Here is a 22,593-nt window from a genome sequence, read left to right as displayed (position 1 = left end):
AGACGTAGCGACGGCGCTGCGGCAAACGCCTCACAGAAGTACCCGAGAATCAGAGGAGAGTTGAAACGAGGTTCTGGTTTAGCGAATCATGGACAGCCACATTTACATCGCATTGTCGTCACCCACTAGTTGTGCCGATGTCGTTCTCTCGCCGCCCACAAAAGGATTCCAGTTTGGTACGTCCACCTCTATTACAAGAACCCCCTCATCATCCACGACCTTCTCAGCAGCTCGGAGACAGGCTATCTGCGCTTCGCGATTCGATAGCAGCATAAATGTGCAGTATATGCAGTACACCACACGATAGCGATGATCTGACCGGAAATTGGCAATATCTTCTTGCCACAACTTGATTAGGGCGCTGCGCTTGGCGACAAGCTCTAACATAGCGCGCGAATTGTCGATGCCCTCGACCTTGATGCCACGCTCGCTCAACGGTACTGCCACACGTCCGTCGCCAATGCCAAGTTCTAGGGCGTTACGGCCGCCGCAAATTTGCTCGAGAAAGGCGACAGTCTCATAGGCATCAGCGACTTTTCCTCGTAAATTGGTGTATTCCCCATAGATCGGCGCATAAATCTCTCCATAAATCCGCTCATCAGATATGCTCTGTTCTCCTTTCCAGAAAAATTTACGTTTCTCCTTACTCTCCTTCATCCTCCGACATCACCACAGCCAAGACAACCTATCTCGAGTACTTTTGTCGCAAATAACGCACGCTTCCAGCGAGATTCTCACTAGCTGCATCGAATGCGCTATTGCTGGTATAACTGCGCAACTCAATACGCAAGAGAAGTGCCATAGAGAGAACGCACACCATTTCAGCCATTAGATTTGTTCTAAAAATCCCAGGCTGTCGCGTTTATCACACTTCTGTCGGGAAAACGACTATACAACGCGCCCTCTAACGAGAGAAGGCGAAATGCCGTGGCGCTGACTGAGGCTTTGTAAAGCGAACCCTTTATCATGACCATCGCTTCCCCGGCCCCCGTCATCACCTGGGCGGTTTGCTCGTCTTTCCGGTTCGTTCCGTCCTTTCACGTATGGAAAAAGTCGAATCGATGTTACCGGCGAGGAAGGCGACCGGGGTCGAACGGCTACCGACAACCGCTGGTTCCCCGAAGCGGTGCTGTGGATAGGCCGTACTGGAAGTGCTTGGCGCTACGTGCCGATGAACCTCGATCCCTGGCACACCCTGTACATCCGATTTCCCCGATGGCGGCGCAACGTGTGTGGCAGCGCGATTGCGCTCGCGATAGCAGGCAGAACGGAGGTCGAACAGGTCCTGATCGACCCGACGATCGTCCGAGCACACCAGCATTCGGTGGCGTAAAAAATACGGCCAGCACGCCTTCGGACGTTCCTGAGGTGGTCGGAATACCAAGCTACATCTGGCAGTGGATGCGGGAGGCAGGCCGTTGCGATTGATCGCGAGCGGAGGGCAGGTCCACGACATCTCGTGTACAAAGGAGCTGTCGAGCATCTGCGCGCCAAGGCCATCATTGCCGACAAGCGCTACGCTAATGCTGGCTAGGAAGCTCCTCAGATCGGAGTGCGTACTGATAACTCCATTTTACAGGCGTTAACAAAATGAGTTCAATTTTCGCCAACAGCTGATACAGCAGGCGATTTTCATGAAGGCTTCATGGATAAATGCAAGACGTTCGAAGCGGATGCGCAGTCGTCGGAAGTTGTGAAGCCAGGAGATGGTGCGCTCGACGACCCGGCGGGTTTTGCCCAGTCCGCTGTCCTTCCGGAAACGCGGCCCCCGAAGAACCGTACGTGCGAGTTTCCCCGCATACGGCTCAAGCACGGCAAGAAGCATCTCACTGACGCCGGTTGTACCTGCAGCAACACAACCTTCGCTGACGTCGCATCGTCGATTCATCCCGCTGACGCGGGAAAAAGGCGCTGAACCGTAGTGCCACCGGTCTCTCTCAAGCTTCCCTTTCACGAATCTTTGACGCAGGCCAACGATCGCCGCACCACGCGCACGTCAGCACCCTTTCAGGCTCGGGCAAATTTTGAACTTCTATGTCACCAATTACAGGCAACCATTCGCTTTTTTGCGCATTCTCAATCCCGCTTCCTCAGCAGTGTCCCTTGCGGTTCACCTGCCGACGCCGACCGCATGCGACAGCACGGCTCTGGTGCAAATAGGGCGGGCGAATGGGTTAGAGTTGCCGGAACAAAACGAACCGACGAGCCCCAATGAGCAAGCTGAAGAGTCCGGAGAAGTTGTTCGGCGGACGCCATTTTGATCGGGAGATCATCATTCTGTGCGTTCGCTGGTACCTGCGCTACGAGCTCAGCTTTCGCGATCTGGTCGAGATGATGGCCGAACGGGGATTGTCGCTGGCTCACACGACGATTCTGCGCTGGGTGAGGCGTTATACACCCGAGTTCATCAAACGCTGGAACCGCTTTGCTACACCTGCGGGTCGCTCGTGGCGTGTCGATGAGACCTACCTGAAGATTCGCGGCAGGTGGGTCTACCTCTACCGGGCAGTGGATCGGGCTGGCCAGACGGTGGACTTCATGCTCAGAGCCCGACGCGACGTGGCTGCGGCCAAAGCTTTTTTCAGCCAGGCCATCAAGCGTCAGGGCCAGCCGCCGGAGACCATCACGCTCGACGGCTATGCCGCCTCGCACCGCGCAGTGCGCGAAATGAAGACCGATGGTCTGCTGCCTGAAGACACGAAGGTCCGGTCCTCAAAATATTTGAACAACGTGATCGAGCAAGACCATCGCCACATCAAGTCCAGAACGAACGTGATGCTTGGGTTCAAGCGATTCGGGAGCGCCGCGACCACGATATCAGGAATCGTTGACGCATCGCATTCGCAAGGGGCAGTTCGATCTCGCGAAGCTCGGCCTCAAAGAGGCCGCTGGGCCCGCCGTATGGAATGCGGTCCTGTTTGATCGATAAGCCTTCCTACATATATGAACTTTCTCAACCCGCTTACCTATTTGCACCAGAACCATCTCAAGATCCGGGGCAAATGGGTTTATCTGTATCGGGCGGTGGATCGGAGCGGCCAGACGGTAGATTTCATGCTCAGTGCAAAGCGTGATGTGGCAGCAGCGAAGGCCTTTTTCCGCAAGGCAATCAAGCATCAGGGCAGACCACCGGAGACGGTCACGCTCGACGGGTATGCCGCGTCGCACCGGGCCGTGCGTGAGATGAAAACTGATGGCCTGCCTCCCAAGAACACGAAGGTGCCTCCTCAAAATATCTGAACAACGCGATCGAGCAAGACCATCGCCACATCAAGTCCAGAACGAACGTGATGCCTGGGTTCAAGCGATTCGGGAGCGCCGCGACCACGATTTCAGGCATCGAGTTGACGCATCGCATTCGCAAGGGGCAGTTCGATCTCACGAAGCTCGGCTTCAAGGAGGCCGCTGCGCCCGCCGTATGGAATGCGGTCCTGTTTGATCGATAAGCTTTCCTACCTATATTAACCTTCTCAACCCACTTACCTATTTGCACCAGAACCGTCGACACGTACGCGGCCAACTATCAAAGGCCGTCGAGAAGATCACGAAAGACCGCGACGCACTGCTCGCGTTCTACGACTTCCCGGCCGAGCATTGGCAGCACGTGCGGACCACGAATCCGATCGAATCGACGTTCGCGACAGTGCGCCATCGCACGAGTCGCACGCGCAACTGTCGGTCGCGTTCGACCTTCCTCGCCATGGCGTTCAAGCTGCTTGAAGCGGCCGAGCAAACCTGGAGGGAGATCCGCGGCGTCGTCAAGATCGAACCGCTTCTGAAGGGCATTCCCTTCAAGGACGGCACTCCGGTGAGTGAAACCACACCGGCTCCTGAAGCGCTGGCCGCTTAATGATGCCGCCCGACCCGTGTACACCAGTCTTGACGATTGCTCCCTTTTCTGGCACCTGGCGCCGGTGTCCGGAACCCCACATTTCCTACATCCGTCGGCCCGACTGGGAGAAATGCGTCATACCACACGGAGATGGCCAGGCTTTGTTGGCAGAGTCTCACTCGCATGCGGTAAGCGAACTTCAGTATGCCTAACTCGGGCACATGCTCACCGGATGGCCACCGCGCGAATCTGCTACGATCTGGGTTGAGCGCTTACCGCGCCACATCGCAAAGCTCAAACCATTGCGGGGCATTGAATTGGACTGCGGCCGCGCCCGAATTCCTTACCGATCGACGCACATGTCGTCGCGTTGGCGCAACTATTGCTTGCGCTTTTCGCGGACCAATTAAGAGTGGATTAAATGGCTGAACACAAAATCAAATATACGGCGCTGCGGTCACAGCCAGCGTTTTCGCTCGAATCGTCATGGAGCTTAGGACCAAGGGATTACGTACACGCGCGAGAAATTCCAGCCACCTCGCGTTCGAATGGATCGCCGCAATGTACATTGCGCTCATCGAACGTGGCTACTGGGGGTCGTCAAATGAGCGTTCTCGACCCCACTCACCGGTTAATGCTGGCCACTGGGAATGAGTGGCACAAGATTGTCGCGCTTTTGCTGATGAAGTTGCCTGGCGAGGAGGCGCGTATCACGGTGGTCGCGCAGGCCGCCGGCGAGACGTCATGGAATGGCGAGTGGGGGCGAGGCAGTTCTGGACGGCAATGGGCGGAGTGCATGGATTCGACTGGACTATGGCTGAGCTGCGAGGGCATGCACGTTGCGTTCTATCGGGCAACACCTACGGAGGCGGCATGACCTGCATTGTCGCGCTGACGGATGGCAAAAAGGTCTACATGGGTGCGGATTCGGCGGGCGGATCGAATGATTGGTCCATCACAGTACGCGCCGACCCTAAGATTTATCGGGTGGGGCCGTTCCTGATCGGTTTCACTTCGTCCTTCAGGATGGGCCAGCTTCTGGGCCACAGTCTGACCGTCGCGTCGCGCCCTGAAGGCACCGATGCGTTCGCCTTCATGTGCACGACGTTCATTGAGGCGGTACGCGCATGCTTTACCCGCGGCGGATACACGCGGAAGGACGGCGAACGGGAATCGGCTGGCACTTTTCTGGTTGGGTACGAGGGGCGCATCTTCCGGATTGGCGGCGATTATCAGGTTGGTGAAAACGCCGTGAACTTCAATGCCTGTGGTTGCGGCGCACAGCTGGCGCTGGGCTCGCTGCATAGCACCGTCGGCATGCCGATGCTGCCGGAGATCAAACTCGAACGCGCCCTGGCCGCAGCGGCCGAATTTTCAGCCGGAGTCCGTGGCCCGTTCCGGATAGAGGTGCTGGACGGCCAGACCGATCAATGGTCGAACGAAGAAAAGGTATGCGACCTGTGATCTACCAGCCGCTCACTGACGACGAATGGGCGGTGGTCGCTCCGCTCTTCGGCCCCCAGCAGACACCTGGCCTCGGCCGTCCGCGCGCCGCCAGTCTGCCGGCTGAACGCCATACTGCACGTGCTCGCTGCGAAATGCCGGTGGGCGCATCTGCCGCAGAAACTTGGCTACCGGTCCCACATTACCACCCGGCACAACTTCAAGCGCTGGCAGCAGGACGGCACGATGGACGCCGTGCTTGCGGCTCTGGGGCAGCACGGCCACGTACTGAAGCCGGCCACGCCACAGAAGGCGATCGGCGTAGACGTCGCGCGCGGCGGGAAGGACAAGACGGTAGTCACACCGCAGTACGACAACTACTTCGCCGAACAGGTGTGCGAGTCCGGCAAGGCAACTCCGGACGGCAAGGCAGTGGCGACGCTAATGCCCAACGTTCGCCGCGCCGACTCGACGGTGAGGAACCGTCAGGTTGCTGGGGCCTCCGGCTAGAATGGGCGTATGAAGAAGCTCAATTGGACAGGCACTGCCGTGACCGGCGGCCGGCTCCTTTGTGCAGAAGTTCGCCTTTCGCAGATTTGTCCCGGCGCCGTTCAACTTGCCCACCTACGCAGGTTTCACCCAGTTGCGCAGTGTCTGCGTTTAGCATCTTCAGTTCACATCCGTTTTGTATCGCGGTAGACCGACAATTTTTTCGCAAACCTGCTCATGGTGCTGCCACACGCCGTAACTCTGGCGCTCTACTGCACGTTGCGTTCGGAGGAAGGCGGTGGTTTCCTGCGTAGCGCGGCCCGCCGCGGCTACCGCTCCTACCCCTTGGAGCCGTATTCGACTCACGGGAGTCTCGTAAGACTCCTTTAGCGAGCGTAGCGAGGAAGCGCTCGCGCATACCATCGGCGTAGCAAATATGCCCGCGTGAAAGAATGGATGAGATTGTTGACCTGATGAACGAATACAGAGCGATTGCTGACAAGAGCTCGCTCTATGCGCGCGTACTGATGTCCTTCATTGCCGAGCGCGAACAGCGTATGCGTCAGGAACTGGAGAGGCAGATCGTAGCGACTACCCGGGATCGCGAACATTGCGCACGGTTGCGGCATTTCGCGCGAACCGCTCGACTTGAAAGCCTCGTTGTATTGTACGAACGGCACCGCACCGAACGTAGTAGCGAAGCTAAATAGCTTCTCAAACCCTGGCCGGGTACGGTGTTCGTGAAGAAACGATGGGCGGAGAAGATCCGGCGGAAAGCGCTTTACAAGCTTAGCTTGCGCGATCTGGTCGAAATGATGGCGGAACGGGGTCTGTCGCTGGCCCACACGACGATCCTGCGCTGGGTGCGGCGCTTTGCGCCGGAGTTCGTCAAACGGTGGAATCGCTTCGGCAGGCCCACCGGCCAGTCCTGGCGTGTTGACGAGACTTATCTCAAGCTGCGCGGCAAGTGGGTCTATCTTTATCGGGCGGTGGATCGGGTGGGCCAGACGGTTGACTTCATGCTCCGTGCAAAGCGCGACGTGGAGGCGGCAAAAGCCTTTTTCAGGAAGGCAATCAGACATCAGGGCCGGCCACCGAAGAGCATCACGCTTGACGGCTATGCGGCCTCGCACCGCGCCGTGCGCGAGATGAAGGCCGATGGCTTGCCGCCTGAGGACACGAAGATTCGATCCTCGAAATATCTCATGCCGCGCGTCAATCAAGATGAAAGCCGTGCTGCTTGACGCCGTCTACGTTGGTAGGAATTGATCCAGGCAAGCATTCTTTCCATCTGCATGGCCAGGACAAGGCCGGCAAGGCAGTGTTTCGCAGGAATGTTTCACGCAAGCAGCTCGGCGAGTTCTTCGCAACGTTCCACGCCTGCACGGTCGTTCTGGAAGCCTGTGCCGGTGCGCATTAGCTGGCACGTAAGCTCGGCGAGTACGGACACTGCGTCAAGCTGATCTCGCCACAATTCGTGCGTCCATTCGTGAAGAGCAACAAGAACGACCTCGTCGACGCTGAGGCGATCTGCGAGGCTGCATCACGGCCTTCGATGCGGTTCGTCACGCCGAAGAACGAGTCGCAGCAGATCCTGTCGGCGCTGCACCGGGTCCGCCAGGCCCTGGTTCGCGATCGGGTACGCACGACAAATCAGATGCATGGATTCCTGCTCGAATTTTGCATCAGCTTGCCCGTAGGCCATGGCGTCGTGAAGCGCCTTCCTGTCGTACTGGCCGAACACCAGTTACCGCCACGGCTTATCGCGATCCTTGAGCGATTGCACGACCATTTCAAGTACCTTACCGCGCAGACCAGCGATATCGAGAAGGAACTTGAACGGCAGCTTGCCGAGGACGCCCTTGGACAGCGCCTCCTAACGATTCCCGGCGTCGGATCCATCACCGCAAGTCTGCTCGCCTCAGAACTCGGCGATGGCAAGCAGTATCGATGCAGTCGTGATTTCGCCGCTGCAGTGGGGCTCGTACCAAGGCAATATAGTACGGGTGGCAAATCGAACTGCTCGGAATCTCCAAGAGAGGCGACAAGAACATCCGCCACCTGCTAGTGCCGTGCGCGCGGGCGTTCATGCTTCATCTGGATAAGCAGACCGGTTGCATGGCTGATTGGGTCCGCGCAATGTTGGCGCGACGACATTCGAATGTCGTCGCCTGCGCACTCGCCAACAAGCTTGCGCGAATTGCGTGGGCTATCGAGCCGCAACACCGATTTGAGCGGAGGACGGCTGTTACCTCGCCTGACGGGCGCTACCACGCTCCGTATAAACAAACTTAACCCACCTGGTTTTGCGACCGCTGATTATCGATGACGTGAACGGTACAACCGGCCTGGCGGACACGCTGAAAGGTTAACGAGCTCTTGAAGCTGCCCCTGTTATCGGCACTGCGAGGCGCGATTCTCATCGTGGCGCGGGGAATCATCCTCATAGCGACGCCGGATAGATTTGCGCTAAGAGACCGTTTCAAAAAGACTGCTCGGTACGTCTGAAGATGTTCCAGCAGACGAGCGCGCAACCAAGTTTAAGGAATGCCTCGTGAATGTCGGCTCGACGCTCAAAGCGGATGCGAAGACGACGAAAATTGTGCAGCCATGCGTGAGTACGCTCGACCACCCAGCGGAACTTGCCGAGTCCGCTGCCATGTTCCGTGCGGCGCCTGGCGATCACCGGCTCGATACCGCGCGCACGAAGCCGCTGACGATGCGGCTCGGAGTCATAGCCGCGATCTGCGTAGATGACTTTGGGCTTGCGAAGCGGTCGGCCGCGTACGCCGCGAAGTGGCGGGACCGCGTCGATGAGCGGCAGCAACTGGGTAACGTCGTTGCGATTCGCGCCAGTCAGGATGGCACTGATGGGGACGCCATTGGCGTCGACGAGGATGTGATGCTTCGAACCTGGTCGCGAGCGATCGGTGGGGTTCGGGCCAGTTTTTCGCCCGCCCCAACGGCTCGCACCGAGGATGAATCGACCGCTGCCCGAGAGAAATCGAGTTCGCCGGCTTCGCGTAACTTCGCAAGCAGCAGTTCGTGCAACGCGCTCCACACGCCGGCCCTTTGCCAGTCGCGCAAACGCCTCCAGCAGTTTGGCCCGGAGCCGAATCCCAGCTTGGTCGAGAGGTCGCACCAGCGTATCCCGGTTGTTGGCGCACGCGGTGCTTGCTGCCCTGAGGGCACAGGCTAAAAAAAACAGCTGAAGGTTCACTGCCATTCAGCGTTCAGGAAATCCGCCGGTTACTGTGCCGACTGATATGGCGAACGCTCCACTCCATTGAGCATGTAATGTCATGGTCAATATGGCGGCGCCGACACCAGTACCGTGCTCAACAATGCCATCACCGGCGACGCGGCGGCGTGCACCCGGCACATCTACGGCTGTAGTACTAACCATCACCAATCGAGATACGTGTTGCAAAAAAGGGGGGTGACCATAGATTAACCTCGATCGTCGTAACAACGGGGATCGAGGAGATGGGCAAACCAATCATCGACGACGAACTATGGGCACTGATCGAGCCATTACTACCGCCGGCAAAGCCACGCCGCTTCCAGGTATCCGGGCCGCAAGCCGGTAGCGGATGGGGCTGCGCTGACAGTCATCCTGTTCGTGCTGAAGACCGGTATCCGCTGGCGCGATTTACCGGCGGAGATGGGATGCGGCTCTGGTGTCAGTTGCTGGCGCAGGCTGCGCGATTGGCAGCAAGCCGGCGTATGGGATCGATTGCACGCAGTGCTGCTGGCCAGGTTGCGAGCGGTGGACAGGATCGACTTTTCGCGCGTGTTCGTCGACTCGTCGTGGATCCGCGCGGTTGGGGCGGGCGAAAAACTGGCCCGAACCCCACCGATCGAGCACGACCCGGATCCAAGCACCCCCTCGCACCGACGCCCATGGAACGCCAATCGCAGCGATTCTGACTGCGCAAATCGTAAAGACGTCACGCAAGTCGTTCCGCTGATTGAGGCCATCGTGCCGGTTGGCGGAATGCGTGGGCGGCCTCTGACCCGCCCTGGACGCCTCTATGCTATCGAGGTTACGACCACGACAAGTACCGACGCATTCTGCACGAGCGCAATATCCCCACTCGATTCTCTATCGGGCCTGCGAAACCAGCAACCGCGGGCGATTGGGACGATCCGTGTAAGTATGATACCGTAGAGCGTACCGCCCTATGTGTTCGTCTGGGGCCTTACATTATGCGGGCCGTTATGGCACTGCGAAATTTCTCCGGCCCGGCCCCTTTGTCTGAAGTCGTTCAGGGACGTCGACCCATCGACCAAAACATCTTGCTCCCTCACACGCATCGCCAGATTCGAAGCTCGTACACGGCGTACGTGACGGTATCGCCGCCGACCAGACGCTGCCCGAAGCCAATACCGTCATTCAATACCGACAAGGAGTAACCAAGCCCCTCTATCTCGAGCCGCAGAGACGGCTTCTGAGCACCGATGAGCTGATAGTACGACCACAGCAAACCCGAGACGTCGCGCAGCATATCCGTTCCGCATTCTGTATGTGCGCTCATATGGCTTGCCATCGGTAGACCCGATTGCCTAGATCCGAAAACACGAAGCGCATACCGTCAACATGTTCGATAACTGCACCAGCCTGGAAAAGCCGCTGATTCGCGAGAATGATCGGCGATGCCTTGATCTTCCAGTGGCCGTATTCCGCCAACCGCTTCACGCGCTTCATGGCAACCTCCAGTTGTAGCGTCGTTAACGCCTTTTCCGGTCAGTCTCCGACGAGCCGCTTGCATACTACCAAGCTGCTAGGCCCGCTTTGGCCATACGCCGCGAAGCGGCGACGTTGACCGACATGCCGCAGTTCCTCATGTCCCAATGCTTCGAGGTCACCTGCAACTCTATCGCCAATGGCGACGTCGGTTCCCGCGAGCAATTCGAAAACGGCAAAATCTCCTTCGTCGATCTGCACGACAAACATACCGCGCCTCTGATTTACGATAACAACAGTTCCTTCTTGCATACCTTCCCTCCTGTTTAACTTGGAGACTGGTTACCTAGCCTGCCGTATCTCGTTTCTCGGTCGCGGAGTTCGCCGCCCGAGGCGCGCGCTTTGGCGTAGCCGCCACCAATTCCTTGGCCTTCTCTTCGAGGATTTCAGCGTGGATGACTCGCTCAACGATATCGATAGTAGTATTGAGCGAGTCCGCCGAAGGCTGATGGCCGCGGTGCATGGCAGCCGATCCTGCGTCAAAAGCTGCCTCGATTATTGGTCGCTCCTGCTGGCTCAGTAAGTTGGCTTTCTGCAATTCGTCAAGCCCTTTGGCGAAGTTGCCTTTGTCACCTATTCTCCTGCCAATTGCCTTGTCAATAATCGCTCTCGCGCCCATCATCGCCAGCCTTCGGCTGTCAGCGTGAAGTGCCGCATAAACTTCGTCAAGCAACCCTTGATACGCCGGCGCCTCTTGCCGAACCAGCCAGTCGGGCTTACGTCGCGAAACGCGGGCGGGAAGTATGTTGGAACGTACGGATTCTGGGAATCATCTTCCGAGCACCAGTCGGCGTAAGTGGCGGTTCGCGACTGACGAGAAGTGCGCCCAAGGTCTCCTCGAGGACCTTGACGCGGCGCGAAGCCGCGCCACGAGAGATATTAAGCGCGGCGCCAGCGCGTGTGAAATGTCGATGTCCCACTACCGCGGCGAATGTCTCCAGGTACAAGAAGTTCAAATCGTTTCCTCTTCTATGACTTTGCTCGATGCCATCCGGGAACTTGCGTGCGAACTCATCACCGCGGCGATGCCGATATTTTGATATTTTCATAGTTGGGCAAGATCGCAATGAGCAACGACGACAGCGCCATCGCGGACATCGAGACCATCACAACGAGTTTGTGGCTGACACGATCCGCGATGCAGCCAGCACGGCAGCACCAACGGGGCGCGCGAGAAAACCGACACCGGATACAGCAGGTGCAGCCAACGGCGAACCGACCGGGTCGCAGACGAAAAGAAGTATGACGACAGGAACGAAGCTAAGAATTCAATATACACGCCAGCCTGCGTATTCCACGCAAAACGAACAGCCAAACCACACCAAAGCGAACGCCGATTCCACGGCAAAGCGAACACGGATTCCACACCATCGCGAACAAACAGGACGCAGCGACGCGGGAGCTTTGCCTTTTTACTCGGACTCAGTCGTTGCAGTCAACGAGCTTCGCGTCTTGCGCATCGATTCACCGTCGAGCGTAAGGCGATGGGCGTTGTGTACAAGCCTGTCGAGGATCGCATCCGCGACAGTCGGTTCGCCTATCGCGGCATGCCAGTTGTCGACCGGCAACTGCGATGTCGCCATCGTAGAACGGTTGCCGTGGCGATCGTCGAGGACTTCGAGCAGGTCACGTCGCGCGGAGGCGCTCAGCGGCGTCATCGCGAGATCGTCGAGGATCACGATGTCCGTCTTCGCGAGTTGCGCGAGCCAGCGCGTGTAGCCGCCACTGCCGTGCACCAGGGCCAGTTCCTCGCTGAGCTTGGGCATGCGCAGATACGCGACTGAGAAGCCCTGCCGGCACGCCTGAACGGCGAAGGCGCAAGCTAACCAGCTTTTCCCGAGCCCGGTCGGCGCAATGAGGATCAGATTCTGCTGCCGCCGAACCCATTCACAGGTCAGCAGACGGGCGGTGAGCGCGCGATCAAGGCCGCGGACCGTGCGATAGTCGATATCCTCGGGAGATGCGTCAGCGAACTTTAGTTTTGCGCGGCGAAGACGCGCGGTTGTCTGTCGCGACTCCCGTTCGCTCGCTTCGCGCTCGACGAGTAGTCCGAGACGCTCCTCGAAGCATAGCCGGTCGATGCCCTCTTGGGCCTGCTGTTCGGCAAGGGCGGCAGCCATGCCGCCCAGACGAAGCGCATACAGTTTATCGACGGTCGGATGGTGAAGCATAAGAACTCCGTTTGATCTCAGTGATAGTAAGAAGGACCGCGCACGTTGGCGTGCACGAGAGGAAGGTCGGCCTGGACAGAAGCCTTTTCGGGCTGCCTGTCCAGACCATTCTTGAGCGTCGAGGCAATGAACTTGTAGTTCGGCGCTTTCAGATCGATGGCGCGACGGCAGGCGGCCTCAAGCCGGCCACGTCCGTAGTCCTTGCCCATCCGCAGTACGCCCAGGCAGGCGCGGTATGCCTGCTGTGGATGCTTGCGCGCGTCCAGCAGGTGGTCGATGACGGCGGCGGTGTGCGGGCCGATGTCGGCGGCCCAGTTGCGCAGCCGTTGCGGATCGCAGCCCTTGACGACCGCCTGATGTTCAGGCGGCATGTGCGCGTCGATGGTCGTATGGAAGCGACGGCGTGCGCTCTTGCCATGGGCGGCAATGCGCTGACCGCGATGGAAGATTTCGACGGTGTTGGCCGTGACGCGTACATTGACCTGTTCGCGCGCGTACCGGTACGACACCGAGTAGTAGTGCTGGTCCACTTCGACGTGATAGTCCGGACCGACGCGGGCCGTGATCCATTCCGCGTACTGGTAGGGCTTCGCAGGCAACGGCCGCAGCGCCGGACGGTCGAACTCCTCGAACGCGCTGCGACGACTGCCCGGCAGTTTCTTGAACGGCCGGTTGTTCAGCTCCACAAGCAATGCAGCGACGGCGCGGTTGGCCGTGTACAGACTGAAGAAGCGCTGGTTGCGCAGCTTGGCAAGAATCCATCTCTGCGCCAGGAGCACCGAGAGCTCAGCTTTCGCTTTCTCGCAAGTCAGCAACTGTCTGTCATGAGGAACGTCACGTAGTCAAAGGCGCGTCCTTCGAGATTACCCACCCATTCCACCCAGCACGTGGAAATCACTTTGTCCTGGTGAGTCGTAAGCAGAACTGGGGTGAAGATCGCGTGATGTATTACGACGCACACAAGCGTCTGTGCTCGGTGCTGGCATCCTGGACCGATGTCCCGGAGCCAGATCTGTTCGCGCAGGCCTCCGGTGGACATTCCTGGTTTAGGACTGACGACCTGCTTCGATTACGTGCGCTCGTCGACGATTTGTTGGGAGCGCGTGATGTCAAATAAATTTCGCCGCTTACGTAAGAAGAAATATGCCGATATAGAGATGTTCTTGGTTCTGACTCATCAACACTGCCTCAATTTTTACGGGGAAATGACCGCATCGTATAGCGTACACCAGATCACTGAGATTTTTGACAATTCGAACAAAGCGGCGTATTTTAGTTTTCGTTTCGTCAACGAGAGATCATGTAATGACCAAGCCACCGTCAAAGCGCGATCGACTACGCGAACTTGGTGCTCTCAATCCTCATCCCGACCGAATACGGGCGCCATGGTTTCGATCGGGCGATTTCTTCGACCCCGACGACCTTGTTCAGGTCAAGTACGAGATGTTGCGTCATGTTCGGGTCGATGGCGCTTCCAAGGCCGAGGCGGCCGCCCTGTTCGGAATGTCCAGGCCGACCTTCTATCAAGCGGAGAGCGCCTTCGCGAGCGAGGGGCTGCCAGGGTTGCTTCCGAAACAGCGTGGGCCCAAAGGCGCGCACAAACTCAACTCGGTGGTCATGGCGTTCATCGAGGAGCGTCTACAGCAAGACGGCAGCCTTCGCGCTCGCGCGCTTGCGCAGGAGATCGAAACCTGGCTGGAGCTTTCGATCCACCCACGCAGTATCGAACGTGCGTTAGCACGCAAAAAAAAACCGTAGACGATTCGCCGCAATTCCGTCTGCCATCGTCAGCGCTTGCTCGTTACGAAGCGCTACGGGCCGACCTGCTCGACACAGGTCCTAACTCAGAAGGCCACGCGGCCATACGCTTTCATGGCCTGTTGCACGGGCTGGCGATCCAACGCCCGGACGCTTCGCGCATCGAGGCTCCCACTCCAACCGTGCCTGCTTCCAACTCAGTGCGGGATAACGGCGCGCTTGTTCGCGTGCTCGCCAACCTCGTACTGCGCACCCACGAGGAGCTTGCCCATGTCTACTAACTCCGCTCTGAAGGTCACCGCTGAACATCTGCGGCGTGATGCGTTCCTCTACGTTCGACAGTCGTCACTTCGCCAGGTATTCGAGAATACCGAGAGTACGAAACGGCAATATGCGCTGCGCGATCGTGCCGTTTCGCTCGGATGGCCGATCGAACGTATTCACGTCGTCGATAACGATCTCGGTATGTCCGGTTCCAGCACCCAGGGGCGAGATGGCTTTCAGCACCTTGTCGCCGAGGTCGCCAATGGTCACGCCGGCATCGTGCTGGGATTGGAAGTATCGCGTCTTGCGCGCAATAACGCAGACTGGCATCGCCTGATCGAACTCGCATCGCTCACGCAAACTTTGATTTGCGACGAAGATGGAATTTACGATCCTGGTCAATTTAACGACCGCCTTTTACTGGGCTTAAAGGGCGCCATGAGCGAGGCCGAGCTTCATGTTCTCAAAGGCCGGCTACAAGGTGGCATCAAGAACAAGGCACGCCGGGGCGAACTGGAAGTGCCGTTACCCATAGGGCTTGTTTATCACCCGAACGGCTCAGTGGTTCTCGATCCTGATCAACAGGTCAGGGGCGCGCTGCAGTTGCTATTCGATACGTTTCGACAGGCTGCGTCAGCTACAGCCACGGTCAAGCGATTTCGCCAGGAAGGCTGGCTGTTTCCGCGTCGCATCCGCCGGGGGATTGGCAAGGGAGATCTGATTTGGGGGCCATTGGAGCACTGTCGCGTTATTCAGATATTGCACAACCCCCGTTATGCCGGTAATGCCGTTCAGTTAATGTCCTTGTTAAGGTATCGAACGGTGTAACGTTTGGGGCGGGATTTGACGACCCGGTCGCATGCTCGGCCGGGTCGCTTTTCATTGGGAAGAGACTTGAGCCGGTCCCGCAGACGCTGAAGGCATGCAGGCAATTTTGCGTAGGCCGGCGTGAGGGCGGCCCACATCATTTCGTGCTGGATCGTATGGAGCGCTCGCACGAAGCTGATATCGGTCGGCGCGAGTTTCGCTTCCCATGCGGCGCTGGCGATCTCACGGCGGATCAGGTTGTAGGCGATCAACGCGCCCCAGATCTCCTGATAAACCCCTTCGACGGTACGACTGCGCAAGGTCAACTCTGAACCCAGCATCGATTGCTTGAGCTCCCCGTAACTGGTTTCGATTCGCCAGCGGCGCTCGTAGCAAGCAACGATATCGGCGGGTTTAAAGCGTCGGCGATCCCCGAGCGAAGTCAACAGCACGCGTTCGCGTCCGCGCGCGTCGATGGCCCGGATCGCTCGCGCATTCCAGAATTCGGGCAAGGCCGGACACTTCTTGCGCGCCTGCTGCGAGACGCGCATGCGCACCATTGCATCGTCTGCCGTACCGGCGATCACTTCCCAGCAGGTATTGGACTTGGCGGGAATCAGAAAGTGGCGATTACGTCCGTTCATCGTCAGGCCGCACAGGATCTCGGCGGCCAGAAAGCCCTTGTCGAACACCGTCAGCGAATCGTCTGGTATCTGCGGCAGCAGGCTCTTGGCGTACACCATTTCGTTGGTGTCGTAGCAGCCAAAGTTGATGTCGGCCACCAGATGCGTCGGGATCGCAGTCAGCGTTACCGCACGCACCTGTGGATAGCTGGCCACCTTGCCACTCGCATAGCCCTGCGCGCCAAAGTGCTCACGGTTGGCCGCACTGTCGGGCGTGCGCAGCGTGGTGCCGTCCATCGCCCACAGACTTAACCCCTTGAACGCATGGTGAGCCGCGTCCTGAGTCGTCCACGCCCGCGCCGTCTGCTCAAACAGCCAGGCCATCGGTGCCTCGCCGATGCGTTGGCGTGCCTGCACCACCGCACTCTTGCTGACAAATGGCGCGGCTTCGTTGGGCAAGGCCAGATCGAGACTGTCGAGCACCTCGCTAATCGACCAGTGACGGTACATCGCCAGCGCGATTACCAGCCAGACCACCTGCTCAGCAGGCAAGCGCCGGCGCCGAATACTCGCCGCCCCCGTAGCCTGCACCGCCCGTTCGATCCATTCGTAGGGCAGATGCTCAGCCAGCCGGCTGAGGTCGGCCGGCTGTTGCGCATCGAGCAGGAAGGTCAGGTGACTGGAGAGCATCGCGCCGAAAAGTTAACAGCTCGGCGCGTCGTTTACAACATCTTCCCGGAACAAAAACAAAAATGCCGTTCAGTGCTTAACTGAACGGCATTACCCGTTATGCCGGTGCCTTCGTATACGGTCGCACACGCGGAGCATATCGTCAGGGACGCAAATCCTTCGGACTTAAGGTTGACCGCGAGAACTGGCAGGTGTTAATCCAGAATGCGCATCCCGGCTTTATTGATTGGGACGAGTTCGAACGCAACCAGGCGACGCTTAAGCAGAATTTAACGGGATTCGGGCGCGATCGACGAGGCAGCATGCCACGTGAGGGCGTTGGGCTCCTGCAGGGGCGCGTCGTGTGCGGATTGTGTGGCGCACGCATGCGTGTACGGTATCAGGTCGTCGGTAATAAACTCGAACCCTACTATATGTGCACGGAGAACCCAGTGCGCCGTGCCAGCAAACCCTGCCAATCGGTTCGTGGAAGTGCCATCGATGACACGATAGGCTCGCTTCTATTAGAGAGTGTCGCACCGGCTGCTCTCGAGGTCGCGCTAGCTGTAGAAGACGAGATATCCGGGCGCGTCAAACAGGCCGCCGATCAACGTCAGAACCAACTGGCCCGAGCTCGCTACGATGCCGAGCTCGCGCGTCGTCGATATATGAGTGTCGATCCGACCAACCGGCTTGTCGCTGACACGCTCGAAGCGGACTGGAACGAACGTCTACGTGTGCTGGACGGCTTGCAACAGGAGAACGAACGACTCCAGAAGGCCGATCATAAGCTGTTAAGCAGCGATGCGCGAACCAAGATTCAGTCGCTCGCCGAGGACTTCCCTCGTGTTTGGAATGATCAGCGAGTCGTGCCGCTCGAGCGCAAGCGCATGGTCGCTTTGCTCATCGAAGACGTCACCCTGGTCAAATCCGAACGCGTCGCAATCCATGTACGTTTTCGCGGCGGCCGAACTACCTCATTGGAGATCGATAAGCCCAAGCCTATCGCACTGATTCGAAAGACGCTACCGGAAGTCGTTGCGAAGATCGACGAACTTCTCGAAACCGGCTCGGACCGACAAGTCGCAGAACAGCTTAATGCGCTCGGCTATACAAACTGGAAAGGCGAAACGTTCACGCACAAGAAGGTCTACCTCGTACGCACCGCCTACCGGCTCAAGAGCCGGTTTGAGCGCCTGCGCGAACGCGGCATGGTGACAGCCAACGAACTCGCCGCACAACTCGGGGTCTGTCCGACTAGCATCCACCTATGGGCCCGGCGCGGGCTGTTGCGTCAGCATCGCTACGGAAATCTGCATCGCTGTCTCTATGAGCCCGTCGGCGACGTCGTCCTGGTCAAAGGCCAAGGGGGTCGCTACAGTTCGACTCAACCGACGTTTATCGCTGTTCCACCAACCGCACAAGGTGCAGTATGAAGCGTATGCCTTATCGCGGGGCTTTCTCGCACGCGCAGGGATGACGGCCACGGAATAATACGATGCCATCTCCTGGTAAGTCGGGTTGATCTCCGGCTCGTAGAAGTTCGCTTTGCTCACGCCCGAGCGAAGGTTGTCGGGTACCAGGACCTCGCATAATCCGTCATAAAATGCGAAGGCGCGCACGTGCGAGCCAATCCAGTCAGGCAACTGTTGCGTCCATGTGAGCTCGGCAAACGTATAGCCCGAAACGCCCAGCGCCGCGACGAACAACTCCGCCTCGCGGATCTCACCGGTGTCGGGATTGACAATGCCGAGCTTCTTGCCGCTGTAGTCGACGAACAGCTTCTGGCCCGGCACATGGGTCTGTCGCAGCGTCACCGGCAGTCGTTGTGCCCATTCCTGATAAGCCTTGCAGAACCAGCTATAACCATAGCCGTCAGGGTGCTGCGCCCTGTATTCCTGCCACAGCAGATCGAGCGTCACGCCCGGCTTGCCGATCTCGCGATGCACCGTTGGCCAATGCGGCATGCCGCATGGCGGCTCGCGCTGCGTGGGCGGCGGATAAAGACGTGCTTCAAGGGCGACGTCGTCAGTCTGCAGCTCTGCCGGCAACGGCCAGCTCAGCCCCGCCAGCCTTGCGCGGCGCAGATACTGCCACACCGTCGAAGTCGAGGTGCCCATCGCCTGGGCGATCTCGCGATGGCTGCGGTCGCACTCGAAATGCAGCCGCAGTACTTCTCGAATCTTGCGCATGGTCAACCTGGTATTTGCCAATCGGCACCCCGACAAAAAATGCCGAGGATGCCACCGTTGACCCGCGTCGCTGCGACAGCGCCTTACTGTTCGCTTTCCCGTGGAAACCCTGTTCGTTTTGCCGTGGAATCGGCGTTCGCTTTGCCGTGGAATCCGTGTTCGCTTTCGCGTGGAATCCGCGTTCGTTTTGCCGTGGAATATTCAGCTGGAAAGTCCGCTTTGCAATGTCGAGCCCGAACGTCGTAGTATTCATGATGGTCCCTCCGTTCCTCAGTGGTCGCAACACTTCCACTCTGGCACATTGATGCCGTCTGGTTCTGGAGGGACCCAACATCTTCGATGTCACTCCTGCTGCAGCCTCAGATTTCTGTGAAGAGAGGGCGGCGTTCATACCATCTCTCTAGATCCTGCAGGCCGATGCATATTCTGGTTTCAACGAGCTGTTTCGCGACGGCTCGATTCGCGAAGCCGGGTGCCACGCGCACGCACGTCGCAAGCTCTATGACATTCACGTGCGCACGCCATCGGAGACGACCACTGAGGCGCTCAGATACATCGGTGAGCTCTATGGCATAGAGGCGGACATTCGCGGCAAACCGCCGGACGAGCGATTGCGTGTGCGACAAGAGAAGGCAAAGCCGCTGCTTGAGCGCTACGGCACGTGGCTGCGGGAAAAACTCAAGACGCTGTCGGCAAAGTCGGATACGGCCAAGGCCATCAACTACTCCCTGAACCAGTGGGATGCGCTCATGCTGTACTGCGACGATGGTGCCGTCGAAATAGATAACAACATCGCGGAAAACGCGCTGCGTTGTGTGAGCCTGGGTCGAAAGAATTTCCTCTTCGCAGGCTCCGATAGCGGGGGCGAGCGGGCCGCAGCGATGTATTCGCTGATCGGAAGCTGCAAACTCAACGGTATCGATCCGCGTGCTTACTTGACCCATGTCCTGACACGAATCGCCGATCATGTCGCGCGCAGTTGTAAATTGATACAGCAGCGCAGTTAGGAATTGATACACCTCGTTGTAGGGTTGCTCCATTTGGGCGGCCCGTGATCAGCTACGAGGAGTACATGGAAATCGAGATTCTGCGTCGCCAGGGAAACAGCCTCCGGGACATCGCGGTCGAGACCGGCATGGCAGTCAACACGGTCCGGAAGTATCTGGCATCGGGACCGCCGCAACGCAAGGCCCGTCAACCCGTGGCCGGCAAACTCGCGCCGTTCAAGACATATCTACAGGCACGCGTCGAAGCAGCGAAGCCAGACTGGATTCCGGCGACGGTGCTCAAGCGCGAGATTGAGGAGCGAGGTTACACGGGAGGATTACGCCGCGTGCAGGACTATCTGCAGAAGCTTCGACCCGCTGCACGCCCCGATCCAGTGGTCCGGTTCGAGACAGAGCCGGGCCATCAGATGCAGATGGACTGGATCGAGTTTCGCAAGCCGGGGCACAAGCTTGGCATGCTCGCGGCGTTCGTTGCGACGTTGGGCTACAGCCGCGTCAGCTACGCGGAGTTTGTCACCGACATGCGTATCGAAACGCTGCTGGCGTGTCACGTACGGGCATTCGAGGCATTTGGCGGCGTCACCAGAGAGATCGTGTACGACAACATGAAGACAGTGATCCTGAAGCGTGATGCGTACGGCAAGAAACAGCACCGATATCATCCGGGGTTCGCTGACTTCGCCAAACACCATGGGTTCGTGCCTCGCGTCTGCAAGCCATACCGCGCGAAGACGAAGGGCAAGGTCGAGCGTATGAACGGATATTTGCGCTACAGCTTCTGGGTCCCGTTGGTTTCGATGCTCAAACAGGCAGGGCTGACAGCGGACTGCGGCCTCTGCAACGAGCGCATCAGGCTGTGGCTGCGCGACGTCGCCAACGTCCGTGTGCACGGTACGACCAAACGTGTACCTGCCGAAGTGTTGCTCGAAGAGCGGCCACATCTTCTGCCACTGCCGGCACCATACGTGGGACGTTCGGTTAGAACCGGAGCGACACCGCATCAGCAACCGAAACCGGCGTCGCGGTACGCGACATCGGAGTGGAATAAGCCGTTGCAGCACCCGTTGTCGGTCTACGATGCATTCAGCCGCACCCAGGAGGTGAATGCATGACGCCGCAGCTCGAACGGCTGAACGTGCTGTGCAAGCAGCTCAACCTGCTGCACTTGCCGACACAGATTGCACATCTGGGCCAGATGGCGGCGAAACGCGAGCTCGGCTATCTCGACTTCCTCGAACAGGCGTTGAAAGATGAAGCGATGGCACGCGCGGAGCGAATGCGGCGGATGCTGACGCGTCTGGCTGGCTTCCCGGCGATCAAGACGCTCGATGAATTCGACTTCGAGTTCGCGCTCGGCGTACCCAAAGCACTGGTTCTCGAACTCGGCAGCCTTGCCTTTGTCGAGCGCGCGGAGAATGTCGTGCTGCTCGGGCCCAGTGGCGTGGGCAAAACTCATCTCGCTGTCGCACTCGGATATCGTGCAACGCAGGCTGGGTTTCGTACCCGATTCATCACTGCCGCCGACGTTCTTATGCAATTGACGACAGCGTTGCGGCGTAACCAGCTCGAGGAAACCATCAAGCGGATCACGAAGCCCTACAAGCTACTGATAATTGATGAGATGGGGTACCTGCCGATGGACCGGGAGCAGGCGAACCTGCTCTTCCAGGTGGTCGCCAAACGCTACGAAACAGGCAGTCTCATTCTGACCAGCAATCTGCCGTTCGGCCAATGGGACCAGACCTTCGCCGACGATGCAACGCTCACGGCGGCACTCCTCGATCGGCTGCTTCATCACGCACACGTCGTACCGATCTCTGGCGACTCGTACCGGCTCAAGGAAAAACGTCAGGCCGGCATGATCAACCGCATTCCGCCGCCGCACTTAAACGACGCGGATGACGTCAAACGCAAACGCAATTCGAAGGAGGCAACACAGAGCCAATAGCCGTAGGACCGGGTGTATCAAATTCAAATTGCGTTTGCGTCTGAAGCTGTATCAACTTGAGATTGCGTTTGACAATCACCCCGTCAACCGCATTGACGAACTCTTACCTTGGCGGATCGTCGAACATCTCGGCGGTCTATCAAAGCCTACCGGTTCATCTCTCTGAATCAGTGTGGTTCCTGCACATCCACGTGCCATTTACACGTAGGCCACATCATCGGCCACGCGCGCGCGAAAATCAGCAACGGCCTCCGCAAGGCGCTTACGTTGAATCAAATCAGCCTCTTTTGAATTCTCAGTGGGTGGTTTGGCGGGTCAAGGGCGGGCGTAAGCCCGGCGCAGCGAACCCTTGAGGCGCACTGATTCGATAAGCTGAGTCGTGGCTGGTTGCGGCAGAATGCTGCAACCAGCCACGCAAGACGAAACGAACGATGACGAACCAACTGTTTGAAGCCGCCCTGGGAATCATGGCCCCATGGTATGTACAAAGCGTCGACTTTGATACCGGCAAACGCCAGCTCACGATTGCCGTGGACTTCGTCGCGGGCAGCCGGTTCGCCTATGCTGACGTAGCCGGCGAGCACCCCGTGCACGACACGCAAATCAAGCGTCAAGGGTACTACGGCGCTCAAGCGCCACGTCA

The 22,593-nt window shown here is 58.5% G+C and carries 17 protein-coding genes and 13 pseudogenes; 18 read left to right on the top strand and 12 right to left on the bottom strand.

The window, feature by feature from the left end; translation table 11 throughout:
• Positions 1 to 102: 102 nt before the first annotated feature.
• The gene (locus BPHY_RS37965; RefSeq protein WP_012406726.1) at positions 103 to 657 is read right to left on the bottom strand and encodes a class I SAM-dependent DNA methyltransferase; all 555 of its coding nucleotides are present in this window, start codon (positions 655 to 657) and stop codon (positions 103 to 105) included.
• A 309-nt stretch (positions 658 to 966) separates the two neighbouring features.
• Here BPHY_RS37965 and BPHY_RS43770 point away from each other — a divergent pair.
• Positions 967 to 1,519 (top strand): annotated as a pseudogene (locus BPHY_RS43770) (IS5 family transposase); the annotation flags it as partial.
• Between the two features lie 63 nt (positions 1,520 to 1,582).
• Here the strand turns inward: BPHY_RS43770 and BPHY_RS41565 are convergent.
• Positions 1,583 to 1,753, bottom strand: a pseudogene (locus BPHY_RS41565) (transposase); the annotation flags it as partial.
• Between the two features lie 458 nt (positions 1,754 to 2,211).
• On the opposite strand from BPHY_RS41565, the gene BPHY_RS37950 reads away from it, so the two are divergent.
• The 8 genes and pseudogenes from BPHY_RS37950 (at position 2,212) to BPHY_RS37905 (ending at position 8,059) form a co-directional block, all read left to right on the top strand.
• A protein-coding gene (locus tag BPHY_RS37950; RefSeq protein ID WP_233445384.1) for an IS6 family transposase occupies positions 2,212 to 2,929 on the top strand; the annotation gives its coding sequence in 2 pieces (ribosomal slippage) (positions 2,212 to 2,828 and positions 2,827 to 2,929; 720 coding nt in all).
• Positions 2,930 to 2,994: 65 nt separating this feature from the next.
• Positions 2,995 to 3,446 (top strand): annotated as a pseudogene (locus BPHY_RS37945) (IS6 family transposase); the annotation flags it as partial.
• A gap of 80 nt (positions 3,447 to 3,526) precedes the next feature.
• Positions 3,527 to 3,850: pseudogene (locus BPHY_RS37935) on the top strand (transposase); the annotation flags it as partial.
• Between the two features lie 855 nt (positions 3,851 to 4,705).
• Positions 4,706 to 5,296 (top strand): hypothetical protein, encoded by a 591-nt coding sequence (locus BPHY_RS37925; RefSeq protein WP_012406724.1) that lies wholly within the window; start codon positions 4,706 to 4,708, stop codon positions 5,294 to 5,296.
• 120 nt (positions 5,297 to 5,416) lie between these two features.
• Entirely contained in the window at positions 5,417 to 5,785 is a 369-nt protein-coding gene (locus BPHY_RS37920; protein ID WP_012406723.1) for a transposase, read from the top strand.
• A 431-nt stretch (positions 5,786 to 6,216) separates the two neighbouring features.
• Positions 6,217 to 6,474 carry a hypothetical protein gene (locus BPHY_RS42385; protein ID WP_107204378.1) on the top strand — a complete coding sequence of 86 codons (258 nt, stop codon included), beginning with the start codon at positions 6,217 to 6,219 and terminating at the stop codon, positions 6,472 to 6,474.
• Positions 6,475 to 6,546: 72 nt separating this feature from the next.
• Positions 6,547 to 6,990 (top strand): annotated as a pseudogene (locus BPHY_RS37910) (IS6 family transposase); the annotation flags it as partial.
• Between the two features lie 14 nt (positions 6,991 to 7,004).
• A pseudogene (locus BPHY_RS37905) lies at positions 7,005 to 8,059 on the top strand (IS110 family RNA-guided transposase).
• A gap of 187 nt (positions 8,060 to 8,246) precedes the next feature.
• On the opposite strand, the pseudogene BPHY_RS41060 reads toward BPHY_RS37905, so the two are convergent.
• A pseudogene (locus tag BPHY_RS41060) lies at positions 8,247 to 8,920 on the bottom strand (IS5 family transposase); the annotation flags it as partial.
• 330 nt (positions 8,921 to 9,250) lie between these two features.
• Here BPHY_RS41060 and BPHY_RS41055 point away from each other — a divergent pair.
• Positions 9,251 to 9,856: pseudogene (locus BPHY_RS41055) on the top strand (IS5 family transposase); the annotation flags it as partial.
• A 215-nt stretch (positions 9,857 to 10,071) separates the two neighbouring features.
• Here the strand turns inward: BPHY_RS41055 and BPHY_RS42875 are convergent.
• The 7 genes and pseudogenes from BPHY_RS42875 to BPHY_RS37875 form a co-directional block, all read right to left on the bottom strand.
• Positions 10,072 to 10,272, bottom strand: coding sequence for a hypothetical protein (locus tag BPHY_RS42875; RefSeq protein WP_167538907.1), 201 nt, complete (start codon positions 10,270 to 10,272; stop codon positions 10,072 to 10,074).
• A gap of 26 nt (positions 10,273 to 10,298) precedes the next feature.
• Positions 10,299 to 10,472 carry a hypothetical protein gene (locus BPHY_RS42380; protein WP_157686964.1) on the bottom strand — a complete coding sequence of 58 codons (174 nt, stop codon included), beginning with the start codon at positions 10,470 to 10,472 and terminating at the stop codon, positions 10,299 to 10,301.
• Between the two features lie 39 nt (positions 10,473 to 10,511).
• On the bottom strand, positions 10,512 to 10,763 hold the full coding sequence (locus BPHY_RS41050) for a hypothetical protein (RefSeq protein WP_012406719.1): 252 nt from the start codon (positions 10,761 to 10,763) through the stop codon (positions 10,512 to 10,514).
• A gap of 34 nt (positions 10,764 to 10,797) precedes the next feature.
• Positions 10,798 to 11,184 carry a DUF4145 domain-containing protein gene (locus tag BPHY_RS37885; RefSeq protein WP_012406718.1) on the bottom strand — a complete coding sequence of 129 codons (387 nt, stop codon included), beginning with the start codon at positions 11,182 to 11,184 and terminating at the stop codon, positions 10,798 to 10,800.
• A gap of 43 nt (positions 11,185 to 11,227) precedes the next feature.
• Positions 11,228 to 11,560, bottom strand: coding sequence for a LysR family transcriptional regulator (locus BPHY_RS41045; RefSeq protein ID WP_233445558.1), 333 nt, complete (start codon positions 11,558 to 11,560; stop codon positions 11,228 to 11,230).
• Positions 11,561 to 11,923: 363 nt separating this feature from the next.
• The gene (istB, locus tag BPHY_RS37880; protein ID WP_012406553.1) at positions 11,924 to 12,682 is read right to left on the bottom strand and encodes an IS21-like element helper ATPase IstB; all 759 of its coding nucleotides are present in this window, start codon (positions 12,680 to 12,682) and stop codon (positions 11,924 to 11,926) included.
• 17 nt (positions 12,683 to 12,699) lie between these two features.
• Positions 12,700 to 13,485, bottom strand: a pseudogene (locus BPHY_RS37875) (Mu transposase domain-containing protein); the annotation flags it as partial.
• A gap of 104 nt (positions 13,486 to 13,589) precedes the next feature.
• Between BPHY_RS37875 and BPHY_RS42870 the strand changes: the two are divergent.
• From BPHY_RS42870 to BPHY_RS41025, 3 genes and pseudogenes are all read left to right on the top strand, one after another.
• Positions 13,590 to 13,799, top strand: coding sequence for a DUF5372 family protein (locus BPHY_RS42870; protein ID WP_012404131.1), 210 nt, complete (start codon positions 13,590 to 13,592; stop codon positions 13,797 to 13,799).
• 188 nt (positions 13,800 to 13,987) lie between these two features.
• Positions 13,988 to 14,440 carry a helix-turn-helix domain-containing protein gene (locus tag BPHY_RS37865; protein WP_012404130.1) on the top strand — a complete coding sequence of 151 codons (453 nt, stop codon included), beginning with the start codon at positions 13,988 to 13,990 and terminating at the stop codon, positions 14,438 to 14,440.
• A gap of 270 nt (positions 14,441 to 14,710) precedes the next feature.
• A pseudogene (locus tag BPHY_RS41025) lies at positions 14,711 to 15,487 on the top strand (recombinase family protein); the annotation flags it as partial.
• Between the two features lie 8 nt (positions 15,488 to 15,495).
• Here the strand turns inward: BPHY_RS41025 and BPHY_RS37855 are convergent.
• The gene (locus BPHY_RS37855; protein ID WP_012404963.1) at positions 15,496 to 16,824 is read right to left on the bottom strand and encodes an IS4 family transposase; all 1,329 of its coding nucleotides are present in this window, start codon (positions 16,822 to 16,824) and stop codon (positions 15,496 to 15,498) included.
• Between the two features lie 80 nt (positions 16,825 to 16,904).
• Between BPHY_RS37855 and BPHY_RS41020 the strand changes: the two genes are divergently transcribed.
• A complete protein-coding gene (locus BPHY_RS41020; protein WP_322789057.1) occupies positions 16,905 to 18,239 on the top strand; it encodes a recombinase zinc beta ribbon domain-containing protein in 1,335 nt (444 codons plus the stop codon).
• Positions 18,240 to 18,245: 6 nt separating this feature from the next.
• On the opposite strand, the pseudogene istA (BPHY_RS43765) reads toward BPHY_RS41020, so the two are convergent.
• A pseudogene (gene istA / locus BPHY_RS43765) lies at positions 18,246 to 19,016 on the bottom strand (IS21 family transposase); the annotation flags it as partial.
• A gap of 383 nt (positions 19,017 to 19,399) precedes the next feature.
• Between istA (BPHY_RS43765) and tnpC the strand changes: the two are divergent.
• The 4 genes and pseudogenes from tnpC to BPHY_RS37830 form a co-directional block, all read left to right on the top strand.
• Positions 19,400 to 20,002, top strand: a pseudogene (gene tnpC, locus BPHY_RS37845) (IS66 family transposase); the annotation flags it as partial.
• A 44-nt stretch (positions 20,003 to 20,046) separates the two neighbouring features.
• The gene (gene istA, locus BPHY_RS37840; RefSeq protein WP_425469832.1) at positions 20,047 to 21,114 is read left to right on the top strand and encodes an IS21 family transposase; all 1,068 of its coding nucleotides are present in this window, start codon (positions 20,047 to 20,049) and stop codon (positions 21,112 to 21,114) included.
• Positions 21,111 to 21,950 (top strand): IS21-like element helper ATPase IstB, encoded by an 840-nt coding sequence (gene istB, locus BPHY_RS37835; protein WP_012406715.1) that lies wholly within the window; start codon positions 21,111 to 21,113, stop codon positions 21,948 to 21,950. The genes istA (BPHY_RS37840) and istB (BPHY_RS37835) overlap by 4 nt, the downstream gene beginning before the upstream one ends.
• A gap of 431 nt (positions 21,951 to 22,381) precedes the next feature.
• A pseudogene (locus tag BPHY_RS37830) lies at positions 22,382 to 22,561 on the top strand (ISL3 family transposase); the annotation flags it as partial.
• Positions 22,562 to 22,593: the final 32 nt, after the last annotated feature.

The sequence above is a fragment of the Paraburkholderia phymatum STM815 genome, from assembly GCF_000020045.1.
GTDB lineage: Bacteria > Pseudomonadota > Gammaproteobacteria > Burkholderiales > Burkholderiaceae > Paraburkholderia > Paraburkholderia phymatum.
The sequence above is the reverse complement of the archived record's forward strand: the minus strand, read 5'-3'. Positions and strand labels throughout refer to the sequence as shown.

What these genes read in the sequence shown, in the direction of transcription:
- BPHY_RS37965 (WP_012406726.1), bottom strand. Translation starts at nt 657, where the DNA reads ATGAAGGAGAGTAAGGAGAAACGTAAATTTTTCTGGAAAGGAGAACAG.
- BPHY_RS37925 (WP_012406724.1), top strand. Translation starts at nt 4,706, where the DNA reads ATGACCTGCATTGTCGCGCTGACGGATGGCAAAAAGGTCTACATGGGT.
- BPHY_RS42385 (WP_107204378.1), top strand. Translation starts at nt 6,217, where the DNA reads ATGGATGAGATTGTTGACCTGATGAACGAATACAGAGCGATTGCTGAC.
- BPHY_RS42875 (WP_167538907.1), bottom strand. Translation starts at nt 10,272, where the DNA reads ATGCTGCGCGACGTCTCGGGTTTGCTGTGGTCGTACTATCAGCTCATC.
- BPHY_RS42380 (WP_157686964.1), bottom strand. Translation starts at nt 10,472, where the DNA reads ATGAAGCGCGTGAAGCGGTTGGCGGAATACGGCCACTGGAAGATCAAG.
- BPHY_RS41050 (WP_012406719.1), bottom strand. Translation starts at nt 10,763, where the DNA reads ATGCAAGAAGGAACTGTTGTTATCGTAAATCAGAGGCGCGGTATGTTT.
- BPHY_RS41045 (WP_233445558.1), bottom strand. Translation starts at nt 11,560, where the DNA reads ATGAAAATATCAAAATATCGGCATCGCCGCGGTGATGAGTTCGCACGC.
- istB (WP_012406553.1), bottom strand. Translation starts at nt 12,682, where the DNA reads ATGCTTCACCATCCGACCGTCGATAAACTGTATGCGCTTCGTCTGGGC.
- BPHY_RS37865 (WP_012404130.1), top strand. Translation starts at nt 13,988, where the DNA reads ATGACCAAGCCACCGTCAAAGCGCGATCGACTACGCGAACTTGGTGCT.
- BPHY_RS37855 (WP_012404963.1), bottom strand. Translation starts at nt 16,824, where the DNA reads ATGCTCTCCAGTCACCTGACCTTCCTGCTCGATGCGCAACAGCCGGCC.
- istB (WP_012406715.1), top strand. Translation starts at nt 21,111, where the DNA reads ATGACGCCGCAGCTCGAACGGCTGAACGTGCTGTGCAAGCAGCTCAAC.